The following is an 18,681-nucleotide window of genomic DNA, read 5'->3' as shown; positions in this document are numbered from 1 at the left end:
TCACGCCCATGAGCTCCGCTGCCGCCGCTCCCGCGTCCACCGGCCCGTCCGCGCTCGAGGGCTTCTGGGCGGTGATCCCCGCCGGCGGCGCCGGGACCCGCCTCTGGCCGCTGTCGCGGCGCACCTCGCCGAAGTTCCTCCGCGACCTCACCGGCAGCGGCCGCTCCCTGCTGCAGGAGACCCACGACCGGCTCGAGCCGCTGGCCGAGGACCGGTTCCTGGTCGTCACCGGCCGGCCGCACCGCGACGCGGTGGGCGAGCAGCTGGCGACGCTGGCCGAGGAGGCCGTCATCGCCGAGCCGTCGGCCCGGGACTCGATGGCCGCCATCGGCCTCGCCGCCGCGGTCCTCGAGCGGCGGGACCCCGACGCCGTCATGGGCTCGTTCGCGGCCGACCACGTCATCGCCGACCCCGAGGCGTTCCGGGACTGCGTGCGCACGGCCGTGCGGGTCGCGCGGGAGGGCTGGCTGGTCACCCTCGGGATCGAGCCGACGTTCGCTTCCTCCGCCTTCGGCTACGTCCACCTCGGCGAGGAGCTGCCCGGCCACCCCGGCGTCGCGGCGGTGCGCGAGTTCGTGGAGAAGCCCTCGACGGAGGTGGCCGCGCAGTACCTCGCGACCGGTCGCTACCGCTGGAACGCCGGCATGTTCGTCGTGCGTCCCACGGTGCTCCTCGACCTGCTCGCCACCTGGCACCCGTCGTTCGCCGCGGCGCTGCGTGCCATCGCCGCCGAGCCGGGGCGGCTCGACGAGCTGTGGCCGGACCTGCCGAAGATCGCGCTGGACCACGCCGTCGCCGAGCCCGCGGCCGACGCCGGCCGCGTCGCCACGGTCCCCTCGACGTTCGGGTGGGACGACATCGGCGACTTCGACTCCCTCGCCACGCTGCTCGACGCGCTCCGGGACCCCGACGGGCAGGCCCGGGAGCGGGACCGGGGCGTGCTCGTGCTGGGGGAGGAGGGCCTGGTCCGTGCCGTCGACAGCACCGGGCTCGTGGTCCCGCGCTCGGAGCGCGTGGTCGCCGTGGTCGGCCTCGACGACGTGGTCGTCGTGGACACCCCCGACGCCCTGCTCGTCACCACGCGGGCCCGCGCGCAGGACGTCAAGGCCGTCGTCACGGGCCTCACCGAGGCCGGGCGCACCGACCTAACCTGACCGCGAAGCCACGCGGGACGCCCCGGGGGCGCATACTGGCGGTGATGTCACCTTCACACCGGGCGCGGCCACGCCATCTCGCCAGCAGCCCCTTCAAGCCCGAGCCCGAGCTGGTCGTCGAGCAGTACGACGTCGACGACCGCGTCTCCCACGACGCGCACGGGCTCGGCCGCGTGGTCGCCGTCGACTCCGCCGCGGTGATCGTGGACTTCGGCTCCACCAACATCCGGGTGCCGGCGCCGTTCACCCGGATGTCCAAGCTCTGACGTCCCCAGTCCCTTCATGACGACGGGCCGCCCTCCGTGATGGAGGGCGGCCCGTCGTCGTCGGAGCCGGTTCGCCGGGGTCAGGTCACCCGGCGTTGGGCTCGGGGGAGTCCATGTAGGGGTACTCGATCATGAAGTCCTCGAGCGCCTCGCCGGACGGCTCGGAGCAGTACTGCCAGACGCCCACCTGGGTGGAGGTGTCGGAGACGTCCTTGTCGGCGCCGCCGATCGACCAGTGGGTGTAGGCGATGTGCTGGCCCTCGGGGAACGGCTCGCCGTCCTCCTCGGTCCACGGGACGGCCTTGAACTTCAGGCGCAGGTTCGAGGTGCCCTTGAACTTGGTGGCGAGGCCCCGGATGTCGTCCATCATCGCGTCGTCCGCGGCGGCGGTCTCGTCGTACCAGAGGATCGTGTAGCCGTGCTCGAGGTTGTGCACGAGCGCCTCGACCTCGGGTCGGTCGTCGGCGGTGTAGAGCTTGCGCTCCATCGGGTCCGGCGCGACGTTCGCCTCGTTCCAGTGGGCGCCGTACGCCGGCGGGGCGTGGTCGTACTCCACCGGCGTGCCGGTGGGGACGTGCTCCTGGTTGCCGGTCGCCTTCTGGGTGGTGATCTTCTGGCAGGCCGACGCCGGGGCGCCGATGGAGGCGACGTCGATGTCGTTGAACTTGCGCAGGTCCCACCAGTCCTTGACGGGCTTGAACGCCGCGGCACCGATGAGCAGGACGGCGACCAGCGCGCATACACCGACGATCGCGAAGCCCCGGCGCTTGTCGGCGCCCTTCTGCTTCTTGCGGATCTGGTCGATGACCGCTTGGCGGTCGGACTTGGCGGGCTTGGCCACGGTTCGGATTTCCTCGCGGTGGGTACGGCGGGCAGGGATGCGCGGCCGAGTCTAGGTCGTCGCTGGGCGCAGCCGTGCCTCGGCGGCGGAACCGGACGGCCCCGCCGCGGTCGCCGGCGCCAGGGCCCACCCGTGGGCGAAGGCGAGCGCGGCCAGCGCCTCGAGGCGCGCGGTGCGGACGACCAGGACCTGCGCCTCGTCGGTGGCTTCCTGCCTCGCCTCGACGCCGAGCACGCGACGGACCACGTCGGCGAGGTCCTCGGCCGCGACGGGAGCGCCGAACGGCGCCTGGTCGGCCGGGTCGCCGAGCAGTGCGCGCACGACGGCCTCGCGGGCGCCGTACCCGAACAGGTCGCCGCCCTCCGGCCGCACCAGCGCGCGGGCGCCGGGCCCGTCCTCGCCGGGCGGCAGCACCAGGTCGGCGCGGCCGCGGACGACCGCGAAGGGCCGGGCGCCGAGCTTGCCCGAGGCCAGCTCGGCCACGCCGGCGATCTCGTCGGCGACGGCCGGCGCGGTCACCACCAGCGGGTTGCCGTGGGCGTCGACCCGGCCACCGAAGTCCTCGGCGACCAGCAGCCCGGCGGCGCCGACCGCGATGTCGGTCTGGCCCTCCCGCCAGGCACGGCCGGCGGTGTCGGTGACCACGACGCCGACGTTGCGGCCGGTCCGCTGCAGGAGCGTGGCGCGCAGGGCCCGGGCGGAGGCGTCGGGGTCGAGCGGGAGCAGCACGACCGAGCCGACCTCGACGTTGCTGGCGTCGATCCCGGCGGCGGCCATGGTGAGCCCGTGCCGGGTGCGCACGATGGTGGTGGGCCCGCGGCGGGCGACCACGCGGACCGTCTCGGCCGCGAGCTGCTCCTCGCGCGTCGTGCCGCTCACGACGCGGCCCTCGGCCTTGCTGACCACCTTGCTGGTCACGACGAGCACGTCGCCGTCGGCCAGGTCGACCAGCGGCAGCACCAGCGCAGCGAGGTCGTCCCCGGCGCGCACCTCACCGACGCCGTCGGGCGCCTCGACGGTGATCACGCGCTCACCCGGTGACGAGCCCGACGGCGGCCGCGGCCATCGCGGCGGTGGCGTCGTGGTCGGTCATCATCAGCGGCACCGCGGCGCAGGCGACGCCGCCCTCGCGCACCCGGGCGACCTGGTCGGCGTCGCCCTCGTCGACCAGCCAGCCGTCGAGGACCCCGCCGGCCGAGCGTGCGCCGTAGTGCAGCCCGACCGCCGCGGCGCTGACCTCGACACCGATCGAGGTCAGCATCTGCTCGGCCATGCCGTGGACGTGGCTGGGCCCGACGATGGGGGAGATCCCGACGACGGGGGCCTTCGTCACCCGCAGGACGTCGCGGACGTCGGGCACGCCGAGGATCGTGCCGACGGAGACGACCGGGTTCGACGGCGGGAGCACGACCAGGTCGGCGCCGGAGATCGCGTCGAGGACACCCGGGCCAGGGGTCGCCTGCTCGAGGCCGACGAAGACCACGGTCTCGGCGGGGACCGAGGCCCGGAGGCGGACCCAGTACTCCTGGAAGTGGACCACCCGGCGGCCGCTCGGGCTCTCCTCGTCGGTGATCGCGACGTGGGTCTCGACCCGGTCGTCGGTCATCGGGAGCAGCCGCACCCGGTCGCCGTACGTCGGGGCGAGCCAGCGCCGGCACAGGGCGGTGGTGACCTGCGAGAGCGGGAAGCCGGCCTCGAGCATCTGGGTGCGGACCAGGTGGGTGGCGACGTCGCGGTCGCCGAGCCCGAACCAGGTCGGCTCCACGCCGTACTCGGCCAGCTCGGTCCGGACGCTCCACGTCTCCTCGCGCCGGCCCCAGCGGCGGACGGGGTCGATGCCGTCGCCGAGGGTGTACATCACGGTGTCGAGGTCGGGGCAGACCTTGAGGCCGTGCACCCAGATGTCGTCGGCGGTGTTGGCCACCACGGTCACGACGGCGTCGGGCGCGACGCCCGGGAGCGTGCCCGCCTCGATGCCGTGGAGGAGGCCCTGGAGGAACCGGGCCCCGCCGGTGCCCCCGGCCAGGACGGTGATGTCCCTGATCATGGAGCCATCATCGCGTGCCGCCCCCGACCCCCGGCCCGCGCCCCGGCTCGCGGACGCCCGGCCCCGCGACACGCCGGGGGACGCTCCGCGGCGACACGCCGGGGTACCCGTGGTCCGTTCGGGTCATTGTGGCCGCGAACGGCGCCCATAGCAGATGCGGGCTTGACCGCAGGGGTACGACAGGCATGTAATTCCCACAGTGTTGTTCGAGTGGGACACATGCAGCATCACCGGGTCGAAAGGGCGAGTGCCGTGAGAGAACTCTTTCTCCTCGACGGAGACGCCGAAGATGCGGGTTGGCAGGAGCGCGCGCTGTGCGCTCAGACCGACCCCGAGGCGTTCTTCCCCGAGAAGGGTGGATCGACGAGGGAGGCCAAGAAGGTCTGCCTCACCTGCGAGGTGCGGACCGAGTGTCTGGAGTCCGCACTGATGAACGACGAGCGCTTCGGCATCTGGGGCGGTCTCTCCGAGAGGGAGCGCCGCAAGCTGAAGAAGAGCGCCGTCTGAGAAGGGAACCCCGGTCGGGAACGGCCGGGGTCCTTCTTTTCCAGCACCTCCCGCACCGCCCACCGGGCCCGGTCACCCGCGCCGCCGGTGGGCGCCGTCATTGGAGAACGGGGGAGGGACCCCCGTAGGGTCTTCCGACGTGTCTGCTCCCGGTCCGGTCGTCGCGCTGCTCGTCAGCCACGACGGAGCGCGGTGGCTGCCGGCGGTCCTCGAGGGGCTCCGCGGCCAGACCCGCCCCGTCGACGCGGTCGTCGCGGTCGACACCGGCAGCAAGGACGGCAGCGCCGACCTGGTCGAGTCCGCGCTCGGCGACCTCCTGGTCGGCGGGGTCGAGCGGGTCACCGGCGCCACGTCGTACCCCGCGGCGGTGCGGATCGGTCTGGACCGGTCGCCCGACGCCGAGTGGGTCTGGTTGCTGCACGACGACAGCAACCCCGACCCCGGCGCGCTGGAGGCGCTCCTCGCCGCCGCCGCGGCCGATCCCGAGTCCGACGTGCTCGGTCCCAAGCTGCGCGAGTGGCCCTCGCTGCGCCGGCTCCTCGAGCTGGGCGTCACCATCTCGGGCACGGGCCGGCGCGAGACCGGCCTCGAGCGCGGCGAGTACGACCAGGGCCAGCACGACGAGGTCCGCACCGTGCTCGCGGTCAACACCGCCGGCATGCTCGTGCGTCGTCGCGTGCTGGAGGAGCTCGACGGGTTCGACCGCCAGCTGCCGATCTTCGGCAACGACGTGGACTTCGGCTGGCGGGCCGCGACCGCCGGCCACCGCACCCTCGTGGTGCCGCAGGCGGTCGTCTTCCACGCCGAGGCGGCCCACCGCGGGATCCGGCGCACGCCACTGACCGGCCGGCACACCCACTACCAGGAGCGCCGGGCGGCGCTCTACACGCTGCTGGCCAACTCCCGCGCGCGCACGCTGCCCTTCCAGCTGGTGCGGCTCACGCTCGGGACCGTGCTGCGCGTGATCGGCTTCCTGCTCGTCCGCTCCGTCGGCGAGGCGCTCGACGAGCTGGCCGCGCTGGTCTCCATCGTCTCCAGCCCCCGCGAGGTCCACGCCGCCCGCCGCGAGCGGCAGCAGCGGCGAGTCCGAGAGCCCGCCGACGTACGGCGCCTGCTCGCGCCCGCGTGGCTGCCCTACCGGCACGGCCTGGACTTCGTCAGCGACCTCGCCGCCGCGGCCACCAACCAGGCGGCCGACGTGGCCGAGCGCCGGCGCGCCGCCCAGGCCCGGCACGACCCCTCCTCGATGGCCGCGCGCCGCCAGGTGCTCGACGAGGACGAGGAGTACGCCGACACCGGCGTGGTGGCCCGCTTCCTCACCAACCCCGTGGCGGTCGCGCTCGCCGTGCTCGTGGTCGCCCTGCTCGTGGGCGCGCGCGAGGCGTACGGCGCGGTCGTCGGCGGCGGGCTCTCCCCGGTGCCGGCCGCCGTCGGGGACTGGTGGCGCCTGCACGTCGAGCACTGGCACCCGCTCGGCCAGGGGACCGGCGTGCCGGCCCCGCCGTACCTCCTCCCGCTCGCCCTGCTGGGCACCGTCCTCGGCACCACGACCGCGGTCAGCGCGCTGCTCGTGCTGTCCGCGCCCGTCGCGCTCTGGGGCGCGTGGCGCCTGCTGCGGGTGGTCGGGCGCTTCGTCTCGCCGCAGGGCGCGCCCCGCTGGCTGCTGCTGTGGGGGTCGGCGACCTGGTCGCTGGTGGCCGTGACCAGCGGCGCCTGGGGCGACGGCCGGCTCGGTCCCGTCGTCGCCGTCGCGGTGCTGCCCTGGCTGGCCCACGCGGCCCTGGGCTTCGCCGACCCCGAGCCGGACCGCCGCTGGCGCGCCGCCTGGCGCACCGGGGTGCTGCTCGCGCTGACCACTGCCTTCGCCCCGGTGGCGTGGCCGTTCGCGGTGCTGCTCGGGGCGGTCGTCCTGGCCGCGTCGTACGCCGTCGTGCGCGGCGGCCTGCGCGACCGCTCGGTCTGGGCCCCGCCGCTGGTGGCGCTCGGCGTCCCGCTGCTGCTCCTGGCGCCGTGGTGGCTGCCGAGCCTGCTCGAGCGCGCGGCCGCGGGGCTGCTCCTCGAGCCCGGCCGGCTCCCCGTGCCGACCGTCGACCCGCTCGACCTGGTCGCCGGCCGGCTCGGCGACCTCGGGGCGCCGTGGTGGCTCGGCGTCGTGGTCGCGGTCCTCGCCGTCGCCGGGCTCGTCCCGCGGGCGACGCGGATCCCGGTCCTGGTGTGCTGGATCGTCGCAGCCGTGGCCGCCGCGGTGGCCGCCCTGCTCGGCACCGTCACGCTTTCGCTGCCGTCGGTCTCCACCGGCCCCGCGCTCGGCTTCCTCGTGGTCGTCCTCCAGGGCGCGTTCGTCGTCGCCGCCGTCCTCGGCGGGCAGGGCGCACCGCGACGCCTCGCCGCCGTGCTCGCCGTCGTCGCGGCGGTCGTCCCGCTCGGCGGCCTCGTGTGGTTCGTCGCCGGCGCCGACGCCTCGTTCGACGAGGACCCACGGTCCGGCATCCCGGCGTACATGGTCCAGGCCGCCACCGAGGGCGACGACCACGGCATCCTGGTGGTCCGCGGCTCCGTCGAGGACGGGCTGACCTGGGTCGTCCGGCGCGGCGACGGCGTCACGCTCGGCGAGGACGAGGTCCTCGCCCTCGCACCCGAGGACACCGACCTCACCCGCGACGTCCAGCAGCTGGCCTCGCGGCCCACGCCGGCGCTGGTGACCGAGCTCGCGGACCGCGGGATCGAGTACGTCGTGCTCCCGGCCCCCGCCGACGGCTCGGTGGCTTCCCTGCTCGACGCCACCGGCGGCCTCGTCCAGGCCAGCGCGGCCGACCCCGGCACCCGGGCCTGGCAGGTCGACCGGCCGCTGTCCGACGACGCGCTCGACGGGCCGCGCTCGTGGCTGCGCACCGCGCTGCTCCTCGTGCAGGGCGTCGGGCTGGTGTGGGTCCTCGTCCTGTGCGCCCCGACGACCGAGCGGGCGACCGAGCGGAGGCGCCGATGAGCACGCCCTCGCGCCGGGCCACCCGGTCCACCCCGGGGGCCTCGCGCCGCGTGGCGCTCGACGTCACCGTCGTCCTCGCCGTGCTGCTCCCGCTGCTGACCGGCGGGGCGGTGCTGCTGACCCGCACCGAGGCGCCGTCGCAGCCGGACACGGCGCCCACCGAGACCGCCCTCGGTGCGGCCTCGGTGGTCTGCCCCGCGGCCGCCGCGCCGACCCTGGTCACGACGGCCTCCGGCAGCGCCGGCACGGTCACCGTCGGGCTGGGCCCCGACGGCCGCCAGCAGGAGGTGGACGTCGCCGAGGGCGCCGTCGCGACGGCGCCCGGCGCCGACGACGAACCGGTCGTCGTGCGCGCCGAGGACGACCTCGCCCCGGGACTCGTGGCCGGGCGGTACGACGAGCGCCCGCTGCGGGTCGCGGAGTGCGCCGCCCCCGCGCCCGAGCAGTGGTTCACCGGTGTCGGCGCCGGGACCGGGCACTCCTCGGTGCTGGAGCTGGTCAACCCCGACAACGGCCCGGCCGTCGCCGACGTCGTCGTCACCGGTCGGTCCGGCCTCGTCGACGCCCCCGCGCTGCGCGGTGTCGCGGTGCCGGGCGGGAGCAGCGTGCGGCTCGACCTCGGCGAGGTGGTGCCCCGGCGCGACGAGCTCTCGCTGCACGTCACCACGCAGCGGGGCCGCGTCTTCTCCGCGGTGCTGGACCGCGTCGACGAGCTCGGCGCCGGGCCCCGGGCCGAGGACTTCCTGCCGCCGCAGGCCGAGCCGGCCACCGCGCTCACGCTGCTGGGCCTGCCCGTCGGGTCCGGGAGGCGGACCCTCGTGCTGGCCAACGACGGCGACTCCGAGGTCCGGGCCGGGCTCCGGGTGGTCGACGAGCGCTCGGTCTTCGCACCGGAAGGGCTCGAGGAGGTGCGCATCGCGCCGCAGAGCGTCGCGCGCGTCCAGCTCGGCGCCACTCTCGGGCCGCTGGTCGGGGACGGGGCGCTCGGGCTGGTCGTCGAGGCCACCGGCCCGGTCACCGCGACGCTGCGGTCCTTCGTCGGGGGCGACCTCGCCCACGCGGTGCCCTCCGAGCCGGTCACGGAGCCGACCGTCGCGGTCGTGCCGCCGGGCCGCAAGCGGCTGGTGCTGTCCGGGGCCACCTCCACCGGCGTGGTCGAGGTGGTCGCCCGGGACGCCGCGGGGGAGGAGCTGGCCTCGAAGCGGGTGGAGGTCGCGCCGGACCGCGGGTTCGTCCTCGGCCTGCCGGCGCGGGCGGTGCACCTGACGGTCACCCCCGACCGCACACCGGTCGTCGGGGCGGTCGTCGCCGCGACCGGCGGTGCCGGCGTCGTACGCCTCCACGAGCTGGTGCGCTCCGGGCTCGTGCCCGCCGTGCGCCCCGGGCTGCCCTAGTCGGACTCGTAGCGGGGGTCGATGACCTGGGGCTCGACGTTGAGCAGGTCGGCCACCTGCTCGACGACCACCGTCAGCACGAGCACGTCGAGCTCGGAGCGGGACTCCGCGCGTCGCTCGATCGGCCGGCGGAACACGACGACCCGCGAGGGCTCGCCGCCGGTGCCGCGGACGGCGGAGCCGAGGGGGACCTCCGTGGGGTCCCAGTCGTCGGGGAGGTCGGGGGTGTCCTCGACGGCGTACTCGACGGTGCCGAGGCGGTCGGCCCACTGGGCGTCGACCTCGGTGACCACGGCGAGCACCAGGTCGTCGAAGCGCTCGCGACGGGTGCGCGTCTCGGGCCGCCCGGGGGTCCGGGGGAGCACCCCGGGGCCGCGCATGCCGCGCCCGCGCCGGTCGCGGCGGCGGGGCCCGGGAGCGCGGTCGGTCATGCCGCGAGCCTAAGCCGGGCGGTCGGGGCCGAGGGGTACGGTCTGCTCGTGAGTCCCGCCCGTCGCTGTTCGCGCACCGCGTGCGGCCGTCCCGCGACCAGCACGCTCACCTACGTCTACGCCGACCAGACCGCCGTGCTCGGCCCGCTGGCGACGTACGCCGAGCCGCACGCCTACGACCTGTGCGAGGTCCACAGCGAGCGGCTCTCGGCCCCGCGGGGCTGGGAGGTCCTGCGGCTGGTGCGCGACCAGGCGGCCCAGGGGCCCTCGACCGACGACCTGCTCGCCCTCGCCGACGCGGTCCGCGAGGCCGCCCGCCCGGTGCAGCAGGTGGTGCGGCTGCCACCCGCGGAGGAGAACGTCCGCGAGCGCGGGCGACGCGGCCACCTCCGCGTGCTCTCCACCGACTGACCTCGTTACTGTCTGGCCCATGCCCGACACCCTCGACGCCGCGAACGTCGCCGCGATCTTCAAGGCGTACGACGTGCGCGGCACCGTCCCCGACCAGCTCGACGACGAGCTCGCCCGCGCGACGGGCCGCGCCTACGTGCAGGTCGTCGGCGCCGGGACGGTCGTCGTGGGGCACGACATGCGGCCCAGCAGCCCCGGGATGGCCCGGTCCTTCGCCGAGGGTGCGACGGCGGCCGGCGCGGACGTGGTGATGATCGGGCTCGCCTCGACCGACCAGCTCTACTTCGCCTCCGGGCACCTCGGTGTCCCCGGAGCGATGTTCACCGCGAGCCACAACCCCGCGCAGTACAACGGCATCAAGATGTGCCGCGCCCACGCCCAGCCGATCGGCATGGAGACCGGCCTGGCCGAGATCCGCGACCTCGTGGTCGGCGGCGGGCCGTCCACCACGCCGGCCGAGGGCGCCCGGACCGGCACCGTGACCGAGCAGGACGTCCTCGCGGCGTACGCCGACCACCTGCTCTCCCTCGCCCCGGTGAGCGGCCGACGGCTGAAGGTCGTCGTCGACGCCGGCAACGGCATGGCCGGGCACACCGCGCCGGCGGTCTTCGAGCGCCTGGGCAGCGACCGGGTCGAGCTCGTCCCGATGTACTTCGAGCTCGACGGCACCTTCCCGAACCACGAGGCGAACCCGATCGAGGCGGAGAACCTGCGCGACCTGCAGGCGAAGGTCGTCGAGACCGGTGCCGACATCGGCCTGGCCTTCGACGGCGACGCCGACCGCTGCTTCCTCGTCGACGAGACCGGGCGCAACGTCTCCCCGTCGACCCTGACCGCGCTGATCGCGGCGCGCGAGCTGGCCAAGGAGCCCGGCGCGACGATCATCCACAACCTGATCACCAGCCGGGCGGTCCCCGAGCTGGTCGCCGAGCTCGGCGGCACGCCCGTCCGGACCCGGGTCGGCCACTCCTACATCAAGGCGCGGATGGCCGAGACCGACGCGGTCTTCGGCGGCGAGCACAGCGGCCACTTCTACTTCCGCGACTTCTGGCGCGCCGACTCCGGCATGCTGGCGGCGCTGCACGCCCTCGCGGCGCTCGCCGGCGCCGACGTCCCCCTGTCCGAGCTGCTCGCGGAGTACGAGCGCTACCCGGTCAGCGGCGAGATCAACTCCACCGTCGCCGACCAGCAGGCCGCCGTCGCCCGCATCGAGCGGCAGTACGCCGCGCGCGACGGCGTCACGACCGACCGGCTCGACGGGCTGACCGTCAGCCACGCCGACTGGACCTTCAACGTGCGGCCCTCGAACACCGAGCCGCTGCTCCGCCTCAACGCCGAGGGCCGGGACGAGGCCACCATGGCCGCGATCCGCGACGAGGTCCTCACGACGATCCGCCAGGAGAGCTGATGAACATCGACCAGGGGCTGCTGGACATCATCGTCTGCCCGAACTGCCACGGGGACCTGCTCCCGGTGCCGGGCCAGGACCAGGGCGACGAGCTCGTCTGCCAGGGGGAGTGCGGCTACGCCTACCCCGTCCGCGACGACATCCCGGTCCTGCTCGTCGACGAGGCCCGGAAGCCCTGAGGCCATGACCTGGTTCGACGAGTCCCGCCTGGACGACGAGACCGCGATCGGCGCGGCCGACCTGCGGTTCCGCACGCTCGCCGAGTCCGGCTCGCGCGTGCGCCGGGAGTGCATCGACGCCGCGGACGCGATCCGGGAGGCGGTGGGCAGGCTCGAGGGCCAGGCCCGGCCGCGCGCGATCATCGCCGCCGGCCCCGACTCCCGCCTGCTGCGGGCGGTGCTCGAGCCCTGGTGCCCGGTGCCGTTCGTCGCCTGGCCCGGGCCGACGCTGCCGGGCTGGGCGGGCTCGCTGGACCTCGTCGTCGTGCTGGCCCCCGACGGCGCCGACGCCGGGACCGCGTCGGCCGTCGCCGAGGCGGTGCGCCGCGGCTGCCAGGTGGTCGTCGCCTGCCCGCCCACCTCGATGGTCGCCGACCACGCGGCGGGCCGGTGGAGCACGATCTTCCCGATCGCCACGCGGGACCAGCTCGCCACGGCCACGGTCGTGCTCTCCTTCCTCGACCAGGTGGCGCTCGGTCCGAGCGCCGACCCCGAGGTCGTGGCGACCGCCCTCGACGAGGTCGCGATCGCCTGCTCGCCGTACCGCGACCTCTCGATCAACCCCGCCAAGATGCTCGCGATCGCGCTGGCCGACGCCAACCCGCTGGTCTGGGGCGGCTCGGTGCTCGCGGCCCGCGCGGCGCGGCGCGTCGCCGAGTCGGTCCGCCGCGCCAGCGGCCGCACCGCCCTCGCCGGCGACGTCGAGCAGGTGCTGCCGGTCATCGAGGCCACCCGCCCGCGCGACGTCTTCGACGACCCCTTCGCCGAGGGTGGCGGCGAGCTCCGCCCGACGCTGCTCGTGCTCGACGACGGCAACGAGGAGCCCGTCCTCGGCGAGCACCGGCGCCGGCTCGAGGACGCCGCCGCCTCGCGCGGCGTACGCGTGGAGACCCTCACCACCGAGGCCCCCAGTGACGTCGCGCGGTACGCCTCGCTCCTCCTGCAGGGCACCTGGGCCGCGGAGTACCTCCGGCTCGGGCTCGTCGACGACTGAGCATGCATGTGACCGGTCGGTCACGTGTACGGCCGCTGGGCCCCGGGCACCGCACCGGGGTGCAGCGTGATCCCTGGTTCGACAACGCCAAGATGGCCCTGGTCACCCTGGTGGTGCTCGGCCACTCCTGGGTGCTGCTGCCCGACACCGACCTCGTCGGGCACGGCTACGACTTCCTCTACGCCTGGCACGTGCCGGCGTTCGTCTTCGTCACCGGGTACCTCTCGCGCTCCTTCACCTACACCCGCGCGCGCATGTGGCAGCTCGTCCGCACGGTCGCGGTGCCCTACGTCGTGTTCGAGGCGGCGATCGCGGCCTTCCGGATCCTCGTGGGCGGCGAGCAGATCGAGGACCTCTGGCGCGATCCGCACTGGCCGATGTGGTACCTCGCCGCACTGTTCTTCTGGCGCCTGCTGACCCCGGTGTTCCGGCCGATGTGGGGCGGGCTCGCGGTCGCCGTCGCGGTCAGCATCGTGGCCGGGCTCTACGCGGGGGACACCCTCGACATGGCCCGGGTGCTGGGCCTCCTGCCGTTCTTCGTGATGGGCCTCAAGGCGACCCCCGAGCGGCTCGAGCGGCTGCGCGCCCGCTGGGTCCGGGTGAGCGCCGTGCTGGTCCTCGCCGCGATCTGGGTGCTGACCTCGCGCACCGACGACTGGGCCGGCACGGAGTGGCTGTACTACCGGGCCCGCTACGAGGACCTCGACGTCAGCGACTCCCAGGCGTTCCTGACCCGGGCCTGCCTGCTGGTCCTGGGCACCCTGGGTGCGTGGGCGTTCCTCGCGCTCGTCCCCCGCGTCGGCGGCTGGTTCGCCCGGATGGGCGCCGCGACGCTGGTCGTCTACCTCTTCCACGGCTTCTTCGTGAAGGGCGCGGAGTACGCCGGGTTCCCCGAGTGGGCCGTGGACCACTACGCCCTGTCCATCCTCGTCACGTCGGCGGCTGCCGTCGGGCTCAGCCTCCTGCTCGCCTGGGAGCCGGTGTCCTCGCGGCTGCAGCACCTGGTCGACCCGTTCGGCTTCGCCGAGCAGCGGGTCGACCACGCCCACGGGCTGCGCGACGCGACCGTCGAGGCCGACGTGCTGGCCGGGGCGGTCCAGGAGGCCGCCGAGGAGCGCGCCGAGGACGAGGCCCGCCGGGCGGCGGCGGGCCGCCGCTAGGGTTCAGGCCGTGTCGCGCGCCGTGCCGACAACCGTGACGACCGCAGGAGTGACCGCCCCGTGAGCGCTGGACTTTTCGGACTGCTCGACGACGTCGCCGCGCTGGCGCGCCTCGCCGCTGCGTCGGTCGACGACGTCGGTGCCGCTGCCGGGCGGGCGACGACCAAGGCCGCCGGCGTGGTCGTCGACGACACCGCGGTGACCCCGCAGTACGTCCACGGCGTGACCGCCGACCGCGAGCTGCCCATGATCAAGCGGATCGCCATCGGCTCGATCCGCAACAAGCTGCTGATCATCCTCCCGGTGGCGCTGCTCCTGAGCCAGTTCGCCGAGTTCCTGCTGACCCCGATCCTCATGCTGGGCGGCGCCTACCTGTGCTTCGAGGGTGCCGAGAAGATCTGGGGCAAGATCCGCGGGCACGACTCCCACGCCGCCCCGGTGGGCGGCACGGGCGCCGACGCGGAGAAGGCGATGGTCGGCGGCGCGATCCGGACCGACCTCATCCTCTCGGCCGAGATCATGGTGATCTCGCTCAACGAGGTCGCCGACGAGGGCTTCTGGAGCCGCGCGGTCATCCTCGTCGTGGTGGCCGTCGCCATCACCGTCGCCGTGTACGGCGTGGTCGCGCTCATCGTGAAGATGGACGACATCGGGCTCAAGCTGGCCCAGCGCAGCTCGGCCGCCGCGCAGAAGATCGGCCGCGGCCTGGTCAACGGCATGCCCAAGCTGCTCACCGTCATCTCGGTCGTCGGCACGGTCGCCATGCTGTGGGTCGGCGGCCACATCGAACTGGTCGGCCTCGACGAGCTCGGCTGGCACGCGCCGTACGACTTCGTGCACCACCTCGAGGAGGAGGTCCACCACGCCACCGGCGCCCTCGGCGGTGTCCTGGGCTGGCTGGTCAACACCGCCTGCTCCGCCGTCTTCGGCCTGGTCCTCGGCGCGATCATCGTCGCCGTCGTGCACGTCCTCCCCTTCGGCAAGAAGGACGACCAGGAGCACGCCGCCGCCCACTGATCCCGCCGCTGGTCGAGCAGCGAGCGCGAGCGAGCGTCGTCGAGACCTCAACCGCTGGTCGAGCAGCGAGCCCTGGCGAGCGTCGTCGAGACCCGGGCCTGCTGGTCGAGCAGCGAGCGCTGGCGAGCGTCGTCGAGACCCGGTGAGGTGGGCAGGGCGTCGGGGGGTCGTCTGGCCGGCCCCTGCTGGTCGAGCAGCGAGCGCTGGCGAGCGTCGTCGAGACCCGGCGAGGTGCGCAGGGCGCCGGGGTGGTGGCCGGGCCGCCGGGTGGGCTCGGCGCGAGGCTTCTTTTTGAGTCGTGTGGTTGCGCGCCGCTGTGGTCGAGGTCCTGGTCGCGGCTGCTCGTCGGGTCACGGTCGGCGGGGGTCGACCGTTGTGGTTGCGGTGGTGGAGGGACTCGCTCGGGTCGGCCTATGTCCTGCGGTGGAAGGCGACCTTCCCGCCGGGCAGGTGGGTGGTGTCGTAGGCCGGGTCGTGGATCCGGGCGTGGTGCCTGGGGCAGAGGTTCCGGGCGTTGACCAGGTCGGTGGCGCCGCCGGTGGACCAGGGTTGGTCGTGGTGGGCGTGGCAGAGGTGGGCGGGCCAGTCGCAGGATTCTACGGTGCAGGTCGGTTGGGTCAGGTTGAGCGCCCGGCGCTGGGCGCCGGTGAAGAGACGGGTGGTGCGGCCGAGGTCGAGCAGCTCGGACCTCGACCCGAGGACGGCGGGAATCAAGCCTGCCTCGCAGGCCAGTCTCCGTGCGGTGGCTGCGGAAATGGTGGCGCCGTCGTCGAGGACACCGGGTGCGAGTCCACCCGTGAGCGAGGCGATGTCCATGGTGATGACGACGGTGGCGTTGAGGCCGCCGAGCTTCGGGACCGAGGCGGTGGGGAGGCGTTCGAGGAGCTCGCAGAACGCGCCGCCCATCCGTTCCGGTGACGGGCGGCGCTCGACCGGCTCGGCGGCAGAGGGGTCCTGGGTGGCGGCTTGGTGCTTCGGGGCGGCGAACGCGAGGAGGGTCTTCTTCAGCATCGCGCCGTGCAGCTCGGGGATCTTGAACTTCCCGACCACCGACCCGCGTCCGTCGGGGCTCATCGTCAGCCACGCGGTCTCCCGGGTCAGGCGCTCCTCGGCTTCGAGGGCCTTGGCGTCGCGTGCTTCACCGATCTCGGGTGCGACGACGGTGAGGACGTGCTTGGCCAGGATGCGCAGCGACTTGGGGTCACGGTGCCGTGCCTCGGCCAGGAGGTGCTGCTCCGCACGGAGCGGGATGGTCGGGTCGTCGAGGTCGGTGGGGAGCTTGTCGAGGCACTCGGTGATCACCCGGGCGTGGTCGACCGACACATCACCGTCGGCGAGGACTGCCGCGGTGAGGTCGTGACGGTCCAGCGACTCCGCGAGCCGCATCCGGTGCTTCGCCGAGGGCCTCGTCTGGCGGGTCTCGACTGCCCACCAGGCGGCGGTGTCGGTCGCGCCGACGCGTTCGCCGGCGTGCCGGCGGTCGGCTTCCGCGGCGAGGCGGAGCTCGAGCGCCTCGGCCTGCGCGCGCAACCGGGACGCCTCGACCAGGGTGTTGGTGACGTCGTCGTCCGACATCGACCACAGGTGGACCTCGGCGGCCGAGCGCAGCTGCTTGCGGGACTTCGCGACGGCGCGGCACACGACGTGGGCGCTGCGTCGGGAGTCCTTGGCCATGGGTCTACTCAAGCACCGACCACCGACAGTCCCGTGCCTGTTTCCCCAGGTCAGACTACATCGCGGACGACAAGTTCGGTGACTTTCTCGCCGGCCGATGGGAGTGGCCGAGGCCCTGCGCACCTCACTGGGTCTCGACGACGCCTCGCCAGGGCTCGGCTGCTCGACCGGCGGGGGCAGACCAGGCGCCCGGTAGGCCGCGGCGACCACCCGCCCGCCCTGCACCTCACCGGGTCTCGACGACGCCTCGCCAGGGCTCGCTGCTCGACCAACAGGGCACCGCCGGCACCCGGGAGGCCACTGCGACCACCCGCCGTACCTCTCCCGTAGCTGCCCCCACCGCAACCACCCATGGCCAGGCAGCCTGAGGCGAGCGCCTGAGGCCCTGCGCACCTCACCGGGTCTCGACGACGCCTCGCCAGGGCTCGGCTGCTCAACCAGCGGCGGCACCTGCACCGGGTCTCGACGACGCCTCGCCAGGGCTCGGCTGGTCGACCGGCGGTGGCCCGACCCGTGCCCGGACCGGTCTCGACCGCGGTGCCGCGAGGATTGCCGCCTCCGCGCGCGGGCGTCCTACTCTCGAGGGGATGTCCGCCGCACTCCCAGGAGCACCCATGGACCACAAGGTCGCCGACCTCAGCCTGGCCGACTTCGGCCGCACCGAGATCCAGCTCGCCGAGCACGAGATGCCCGGCCTGATGGCCATGCGTGAGCGGTACGCCGCGGAGCAGCCGCTCGCCGGCGCGCGGATCGCGGGCTCGCTGCACATGACCATCCAGACCGCGGTCCTCATCGAGACCCTGGTCGCGCTCGGCGCCGAGGTCCGCTGGGCCTCCTGCAACATCTTCTCCACCCAGGACCACGCCGCGGCCGCCATCGCGGTGGGCCCGAACGGCACGCCGGAGGACCCCCAGGGCGTCCCGGTCTTCGCCTGGAAGGGCGAGACGCTCGAGGAGTACTGGTGGTGCACCCAGCAGATCCTCCAGTGGCCGGACGTGGACGGCGAGAAGCGCTTCGCCAACATGATCCTGGACGACGGCGGCGACGCGACCCTCTTCGTCCACCTCGGTGTCGAGGCGGAGAAGAAGGGCGAGGCCCCTGACCCGGCCACCGCCACCAGCACCGAGCAGCGGATCATCTTCGAGGCGCTGAACACGTCGCTGGCGGAGAGCCAGGACCGCTGGACCCAGATCGCGGCGGAGATCAAGGGCGTCACCGAGGAGACCACCACCGGTGTGCTCCGCCTCTACGACATGATGCGCGAGGGCTCGCTCCTCGTCCCGGCCATCAACGTCAACGACTCGGTCACCAAGTCGAAGTTCGACAACAAGTACGGCTGCCGCCACTCGCTCATCGACGGCATCAACCGCGCGACCGACGTCCTCATGGGCGGCAAGGTCGCCGTCGTCTGCGGCTACGGCGACGTCGGCAAGGGCTGCGCGGAGTCGCTGCGCGGCCAGGGCGCCCGCGTCATCGTGACGGAGATCGACCCGATCTGCGCGCTGCAGGCGGCCATGGACGGCTACCAGGTCTCCACCCTCGACGACGTCGTGGAGACCGCCGACATCATCATCACCGCGACCGGCAACAAGGACGTCGTGACGCTGGACCAGATGCGCCGGATGAAGCAGAACGCGATCCTCGGCAACATCGGCCACTTCGACAACGAGATCGACATGGCCGGCCTCGAGACCTACCCCGGCGTCGTCCGCAAGAACGTCAAGCCGCAGGTCGACCTCTGGACGTTCCCCGAGGGCGAGGGCAACGCGATCATCGTGCTCTCCGAGGGCCGCCTGATGAACCTCGGCAACGCGACCGGTCACCCGTCGTTCGTGATGTCGAACTCCTTCACCAACCAGGTCCTCGCCCAGATCGAGCTGTTCACCAAGCCCGAGGAGTACCCGGTCGGCGTCTACGTGCTGCCCAAGCACCTCGACGAGGAGGTCGCCCGCCTCCACCTCGACGCCCTCGGCGTCAAGCTCACCACCCTGTCGGACTCCCAGGCCTCCTACCTCGGCGTCGACGTGGCGGGCCCCTACAAGTCCGACCAGTACCGCTACTGACGCGTAGCCCGGGCGCCGCCTGAGCGCCGCCCGGCAGCGCCACCAGCAGCACCCCCAGCAGCACCACGGCAGCAGCCCCCGGCTCGAGGAGTCGGGGGCTGCTCCGTCGT

At 74.1% G+C, this 18,681-nt stretch carries 17 protein-coding genes; 12 read left to right on the top strand and 5 right to left on the bottom strand.

What is annotated here, in order from left to right; translation table 11 throughout:
* Positions 1-8 precede the first annotated feature (8 nt).
* Both AB0N29_RS18415 and AB0N29_RS18410 read left to right on the top strand, forming a co-directional pair.
* Entirely contained in the window at positions 9-1,154 is a 1,146-nt protein-coding gene (locus tag AB0N29_RS18415) for a mannose-1-phosphate guanylyltransferase (protein WP_302267698.1), read from the top strand.
* 44 nt (positions 1,155-1,198) lie between these two features.
* Positions 1,199-1,420, top strand: a complete 222-nt coding sequence (locus AB0N29_RS18410; RefSeq protein WP_302267697.1) for a hypothetical protein — start codon at positions 1,199-1,201, stop codon at positions 1,418-1,420.
* Between the two features lie 85 nt (positions 1,421-1,505).
* On the opposite strand, the gene AB0N29_RS18405 is transcribed toward AB0N29_RS18410, so the two are convergent.
* From AB0N29_RS18405 to cofD, 3 genes are read right to left on the bottom strand one after another with little or no spacing between them, the layout of a single operon-like run.
* Complete coding sequence (locus AB0N29_RS18405) at positions 1,506-2,261, bottom strand: DUF3105 domain-containing protein (protein ID WP_302267695.1); 756 nt, start codon at positions 2,259-2,261, stop codon at positions 1,506-1,508.
* A gap of 51 nt (positions 2,262-2,312) precedes the next feature.
* Positions 2,313-3,287, bottom strand: a complete 975-nt coding sequence (gene cofE, locus AB0N29_RS18400) for a coenzyme F420-0:L-glutamate ligase (protein WP_364868979.1) — start codon at positions 3,285-3,287, stop codon at positions 2,313-2,315.
* Positions 3,288-3,291: 4 nt separating this feature from the next.
* Positions 3,292-4,308: a 2-phospho-L-lactate transferase gene (gene cofD, locus AB0N29_RS18395; protein ID WP_364868975.1), complete on the bottom strand. Its 1,017-nt coding sequence runs from the start codon at positions 4,306-4,308 to the stop codon at positions 3,292-3,294.
* A 219-nt stretch (positions 4,309-4,527) separates the two neighbouring features.
* Between cofD and AB0N29_RS18390 the strand changes: the two genes are divergently transcribed.
* The 3 genes from AB0N29_RS18390 to AB0N29_RS18380 all read left to right on the top strand — a co-directional run bounded on the left by AB0N29_RS18390 (position 4,528) and on the right by AB0N29_RS18380 (position 9,195).
* Positions 4,528-4,815 (top strand): WhiB family transcriptional regulator, encoded by a 288-nt coding sequence (locus AB0N29_RS18390; RefSeq protein ID WP_302267690.1) that lies wholly within the window; start codon positions 4,528-4,530, stop codon positions 4,813-4,815.
* A 139-nt stretch (positions 4,816-4,954) separates the two neighbouring features.
* Positions 4,955-7,801, top strand: coding sequence for a glycosyltransferase family 2 protein (locus AB0N29_RS18385; protein ID WP_364868971.1), 2,847 nt, complete (start codon positions 4,955-4,957; stop codon positions 7,799-7,801).
* Entirely contained in the window at positions 7,798-9,195 is a 1,398-nt protein-coding gene (locus AB0N29_RS18380) for a DUF5719 family protein (RefSeq protein ID WP_364868968.1), read from the top strand. The genes AB0N29_RS18385 and AB0N29_RS18380 overlap by 4 nt, the downstream gene beginning before the upstream one ends.
* Here the strand turns inward: AB0N29_RS18380 and AB0N29_RS18375 are convergent.
* Positions 9,192-9,626: a metallopeptidase family protein gene (locus AB0N29_RS18375; protein WP_364868965.1), complete on the bottom strand. Its 435-nt coding sequence runs from the start codon at positions 9,624-9,626 to the stop codon at positions 9,192-9,194. The two genes, AB0N29_RS18380 and AB0N29_RS18375, sit on opposite strands and share 4 nt — an antisense overlap.
* A 48-nt stretch (positions 9,627-9,674) precedes the next feature.
* On the opposite strand from AB0N29_RS18375, the gene AB0N29_RS18370 reads away from it, so the two are divergent.
* From AB0N29_RS18370 to AB0N29_RS18345, 6 genes are read left to right on the top strand one after another with little or no spacing between them, the layout of a single operon-like run.
* The gene (locus tag AB0N29_RS18370; protein ID WP_302267686.1) at positions 9,675-10,037 is read left to right on the top strand and encodes a DUF3499 domain-containing protein; all 363 of its coding nucleotides are present in this window, start codon (positions 9,675-9,677) and stop codon (positions 10,035-10,037) included.
* A gap of 19 nt (positions 10,038-10,056) precedes the next feature.
* Positions 10,057-11,445, top strand: a complete 1,389-nt coding sequence (locus tag AB0N29_RS18365) for a phosphomannomutase/phosphoglucomutase (RefSeq protein WP_364868962.1) — start codon at positions 10,057-10,059, stop codon at positions 11,443-11,445.
* Positions 11,445-11,624: a Trm112 family protein gene (locus AB0N29_RS18360; protein WP_302267684.1), complete on the top strand. Its 180-nt coding sequence runs from the start codon at positions 11,445-11,447 to the stop codon at positions 11,622-11,624. The genes AB0N29_RS18365 and AB0N29_RS18360 overlap by 1 nt, the downstream gene beginning before the upstream one ends.
* Positions 11,625-11,628: 4 nt before the next feature.
* Positions 11,629-12,657 (top strand): SIS domain-containing protein, encoded by a 1,029-nt coding sequence (locus AB0N29_RS18355; RefSeq protein WP_364868957.1) that lies wholly within the window; start codon positions 11,629-11,631, stop codon positions 12,655-12,657.
* Positions 12,658-12,716: 59 nt separating this feature from the next.
* Complete coding sequence (locus AB0N29_RS18350; protein WP_302267682.1) at positions 12,717-13,817, top strand: acyltransferase family protein; 1,101 nt, start codon at positions 12,717-12,719, stop codon at positions 13,815-13,817.
* A gap of 60 nt (positions 13,818-13,877) precedes the next feature.
* Complete coding sequence (locus AB0N29_RS18345) at positions 13,878-14,834, top strand: DUF808 domain-containing protein (protein WP_302267681.1); 957 nt, start codon at positions 13,878-13,880, stop codon at positions 14,832-14,834.
* A gap of 411 nt (positions 14,835-15,245) precedes the next feature.
* On the opposite strand, the gene AB0N29_RS18340 is transcribed toward AB0N29_RS18345, so the two are convergent.
* Positions 15,246-16,508, bottom strand: coding sequence for a DUF222 domain-containing protein (locus tag AB0N29_RS18340; protein WP_364868954.1), 1,263 nt, complete (start codon positions 16,506-16,508; stop codon positions 15,246-15,248).
* Between the two features lie 587 nt (positions 16,509-17,095).
* Between AB0N29_RS18340 and ahcY the strand changes: the two genes are divergently transcribed.
* Positions 17,096-18,571: an adenosylhomocysteinase gene (gene ahcY, locus AB0N29_RS18335; RefSeq protein ID WP_364868952.1), complete on the top strand. Its 1,476-nt coding sequence runs from the start codon at positions 17,096-17,098 to the stop codon at positions 18,569-18,571.
* Positions 18,572-18,681: the final 110 nt, after the last annotated feature.

It is taken from the genome of Nocardioides sp. NPDC092400, from assembly GCF_040684155.1.
Taxonomy (GTDB): Bacteria; Actinomycetota; Actinomycetes; order Propionibacteriales; family Nocardioidaceae; genus Nocardioides.
This window is presented reverse-complemented; position numbering and strand designations above follow the sequence as displayed.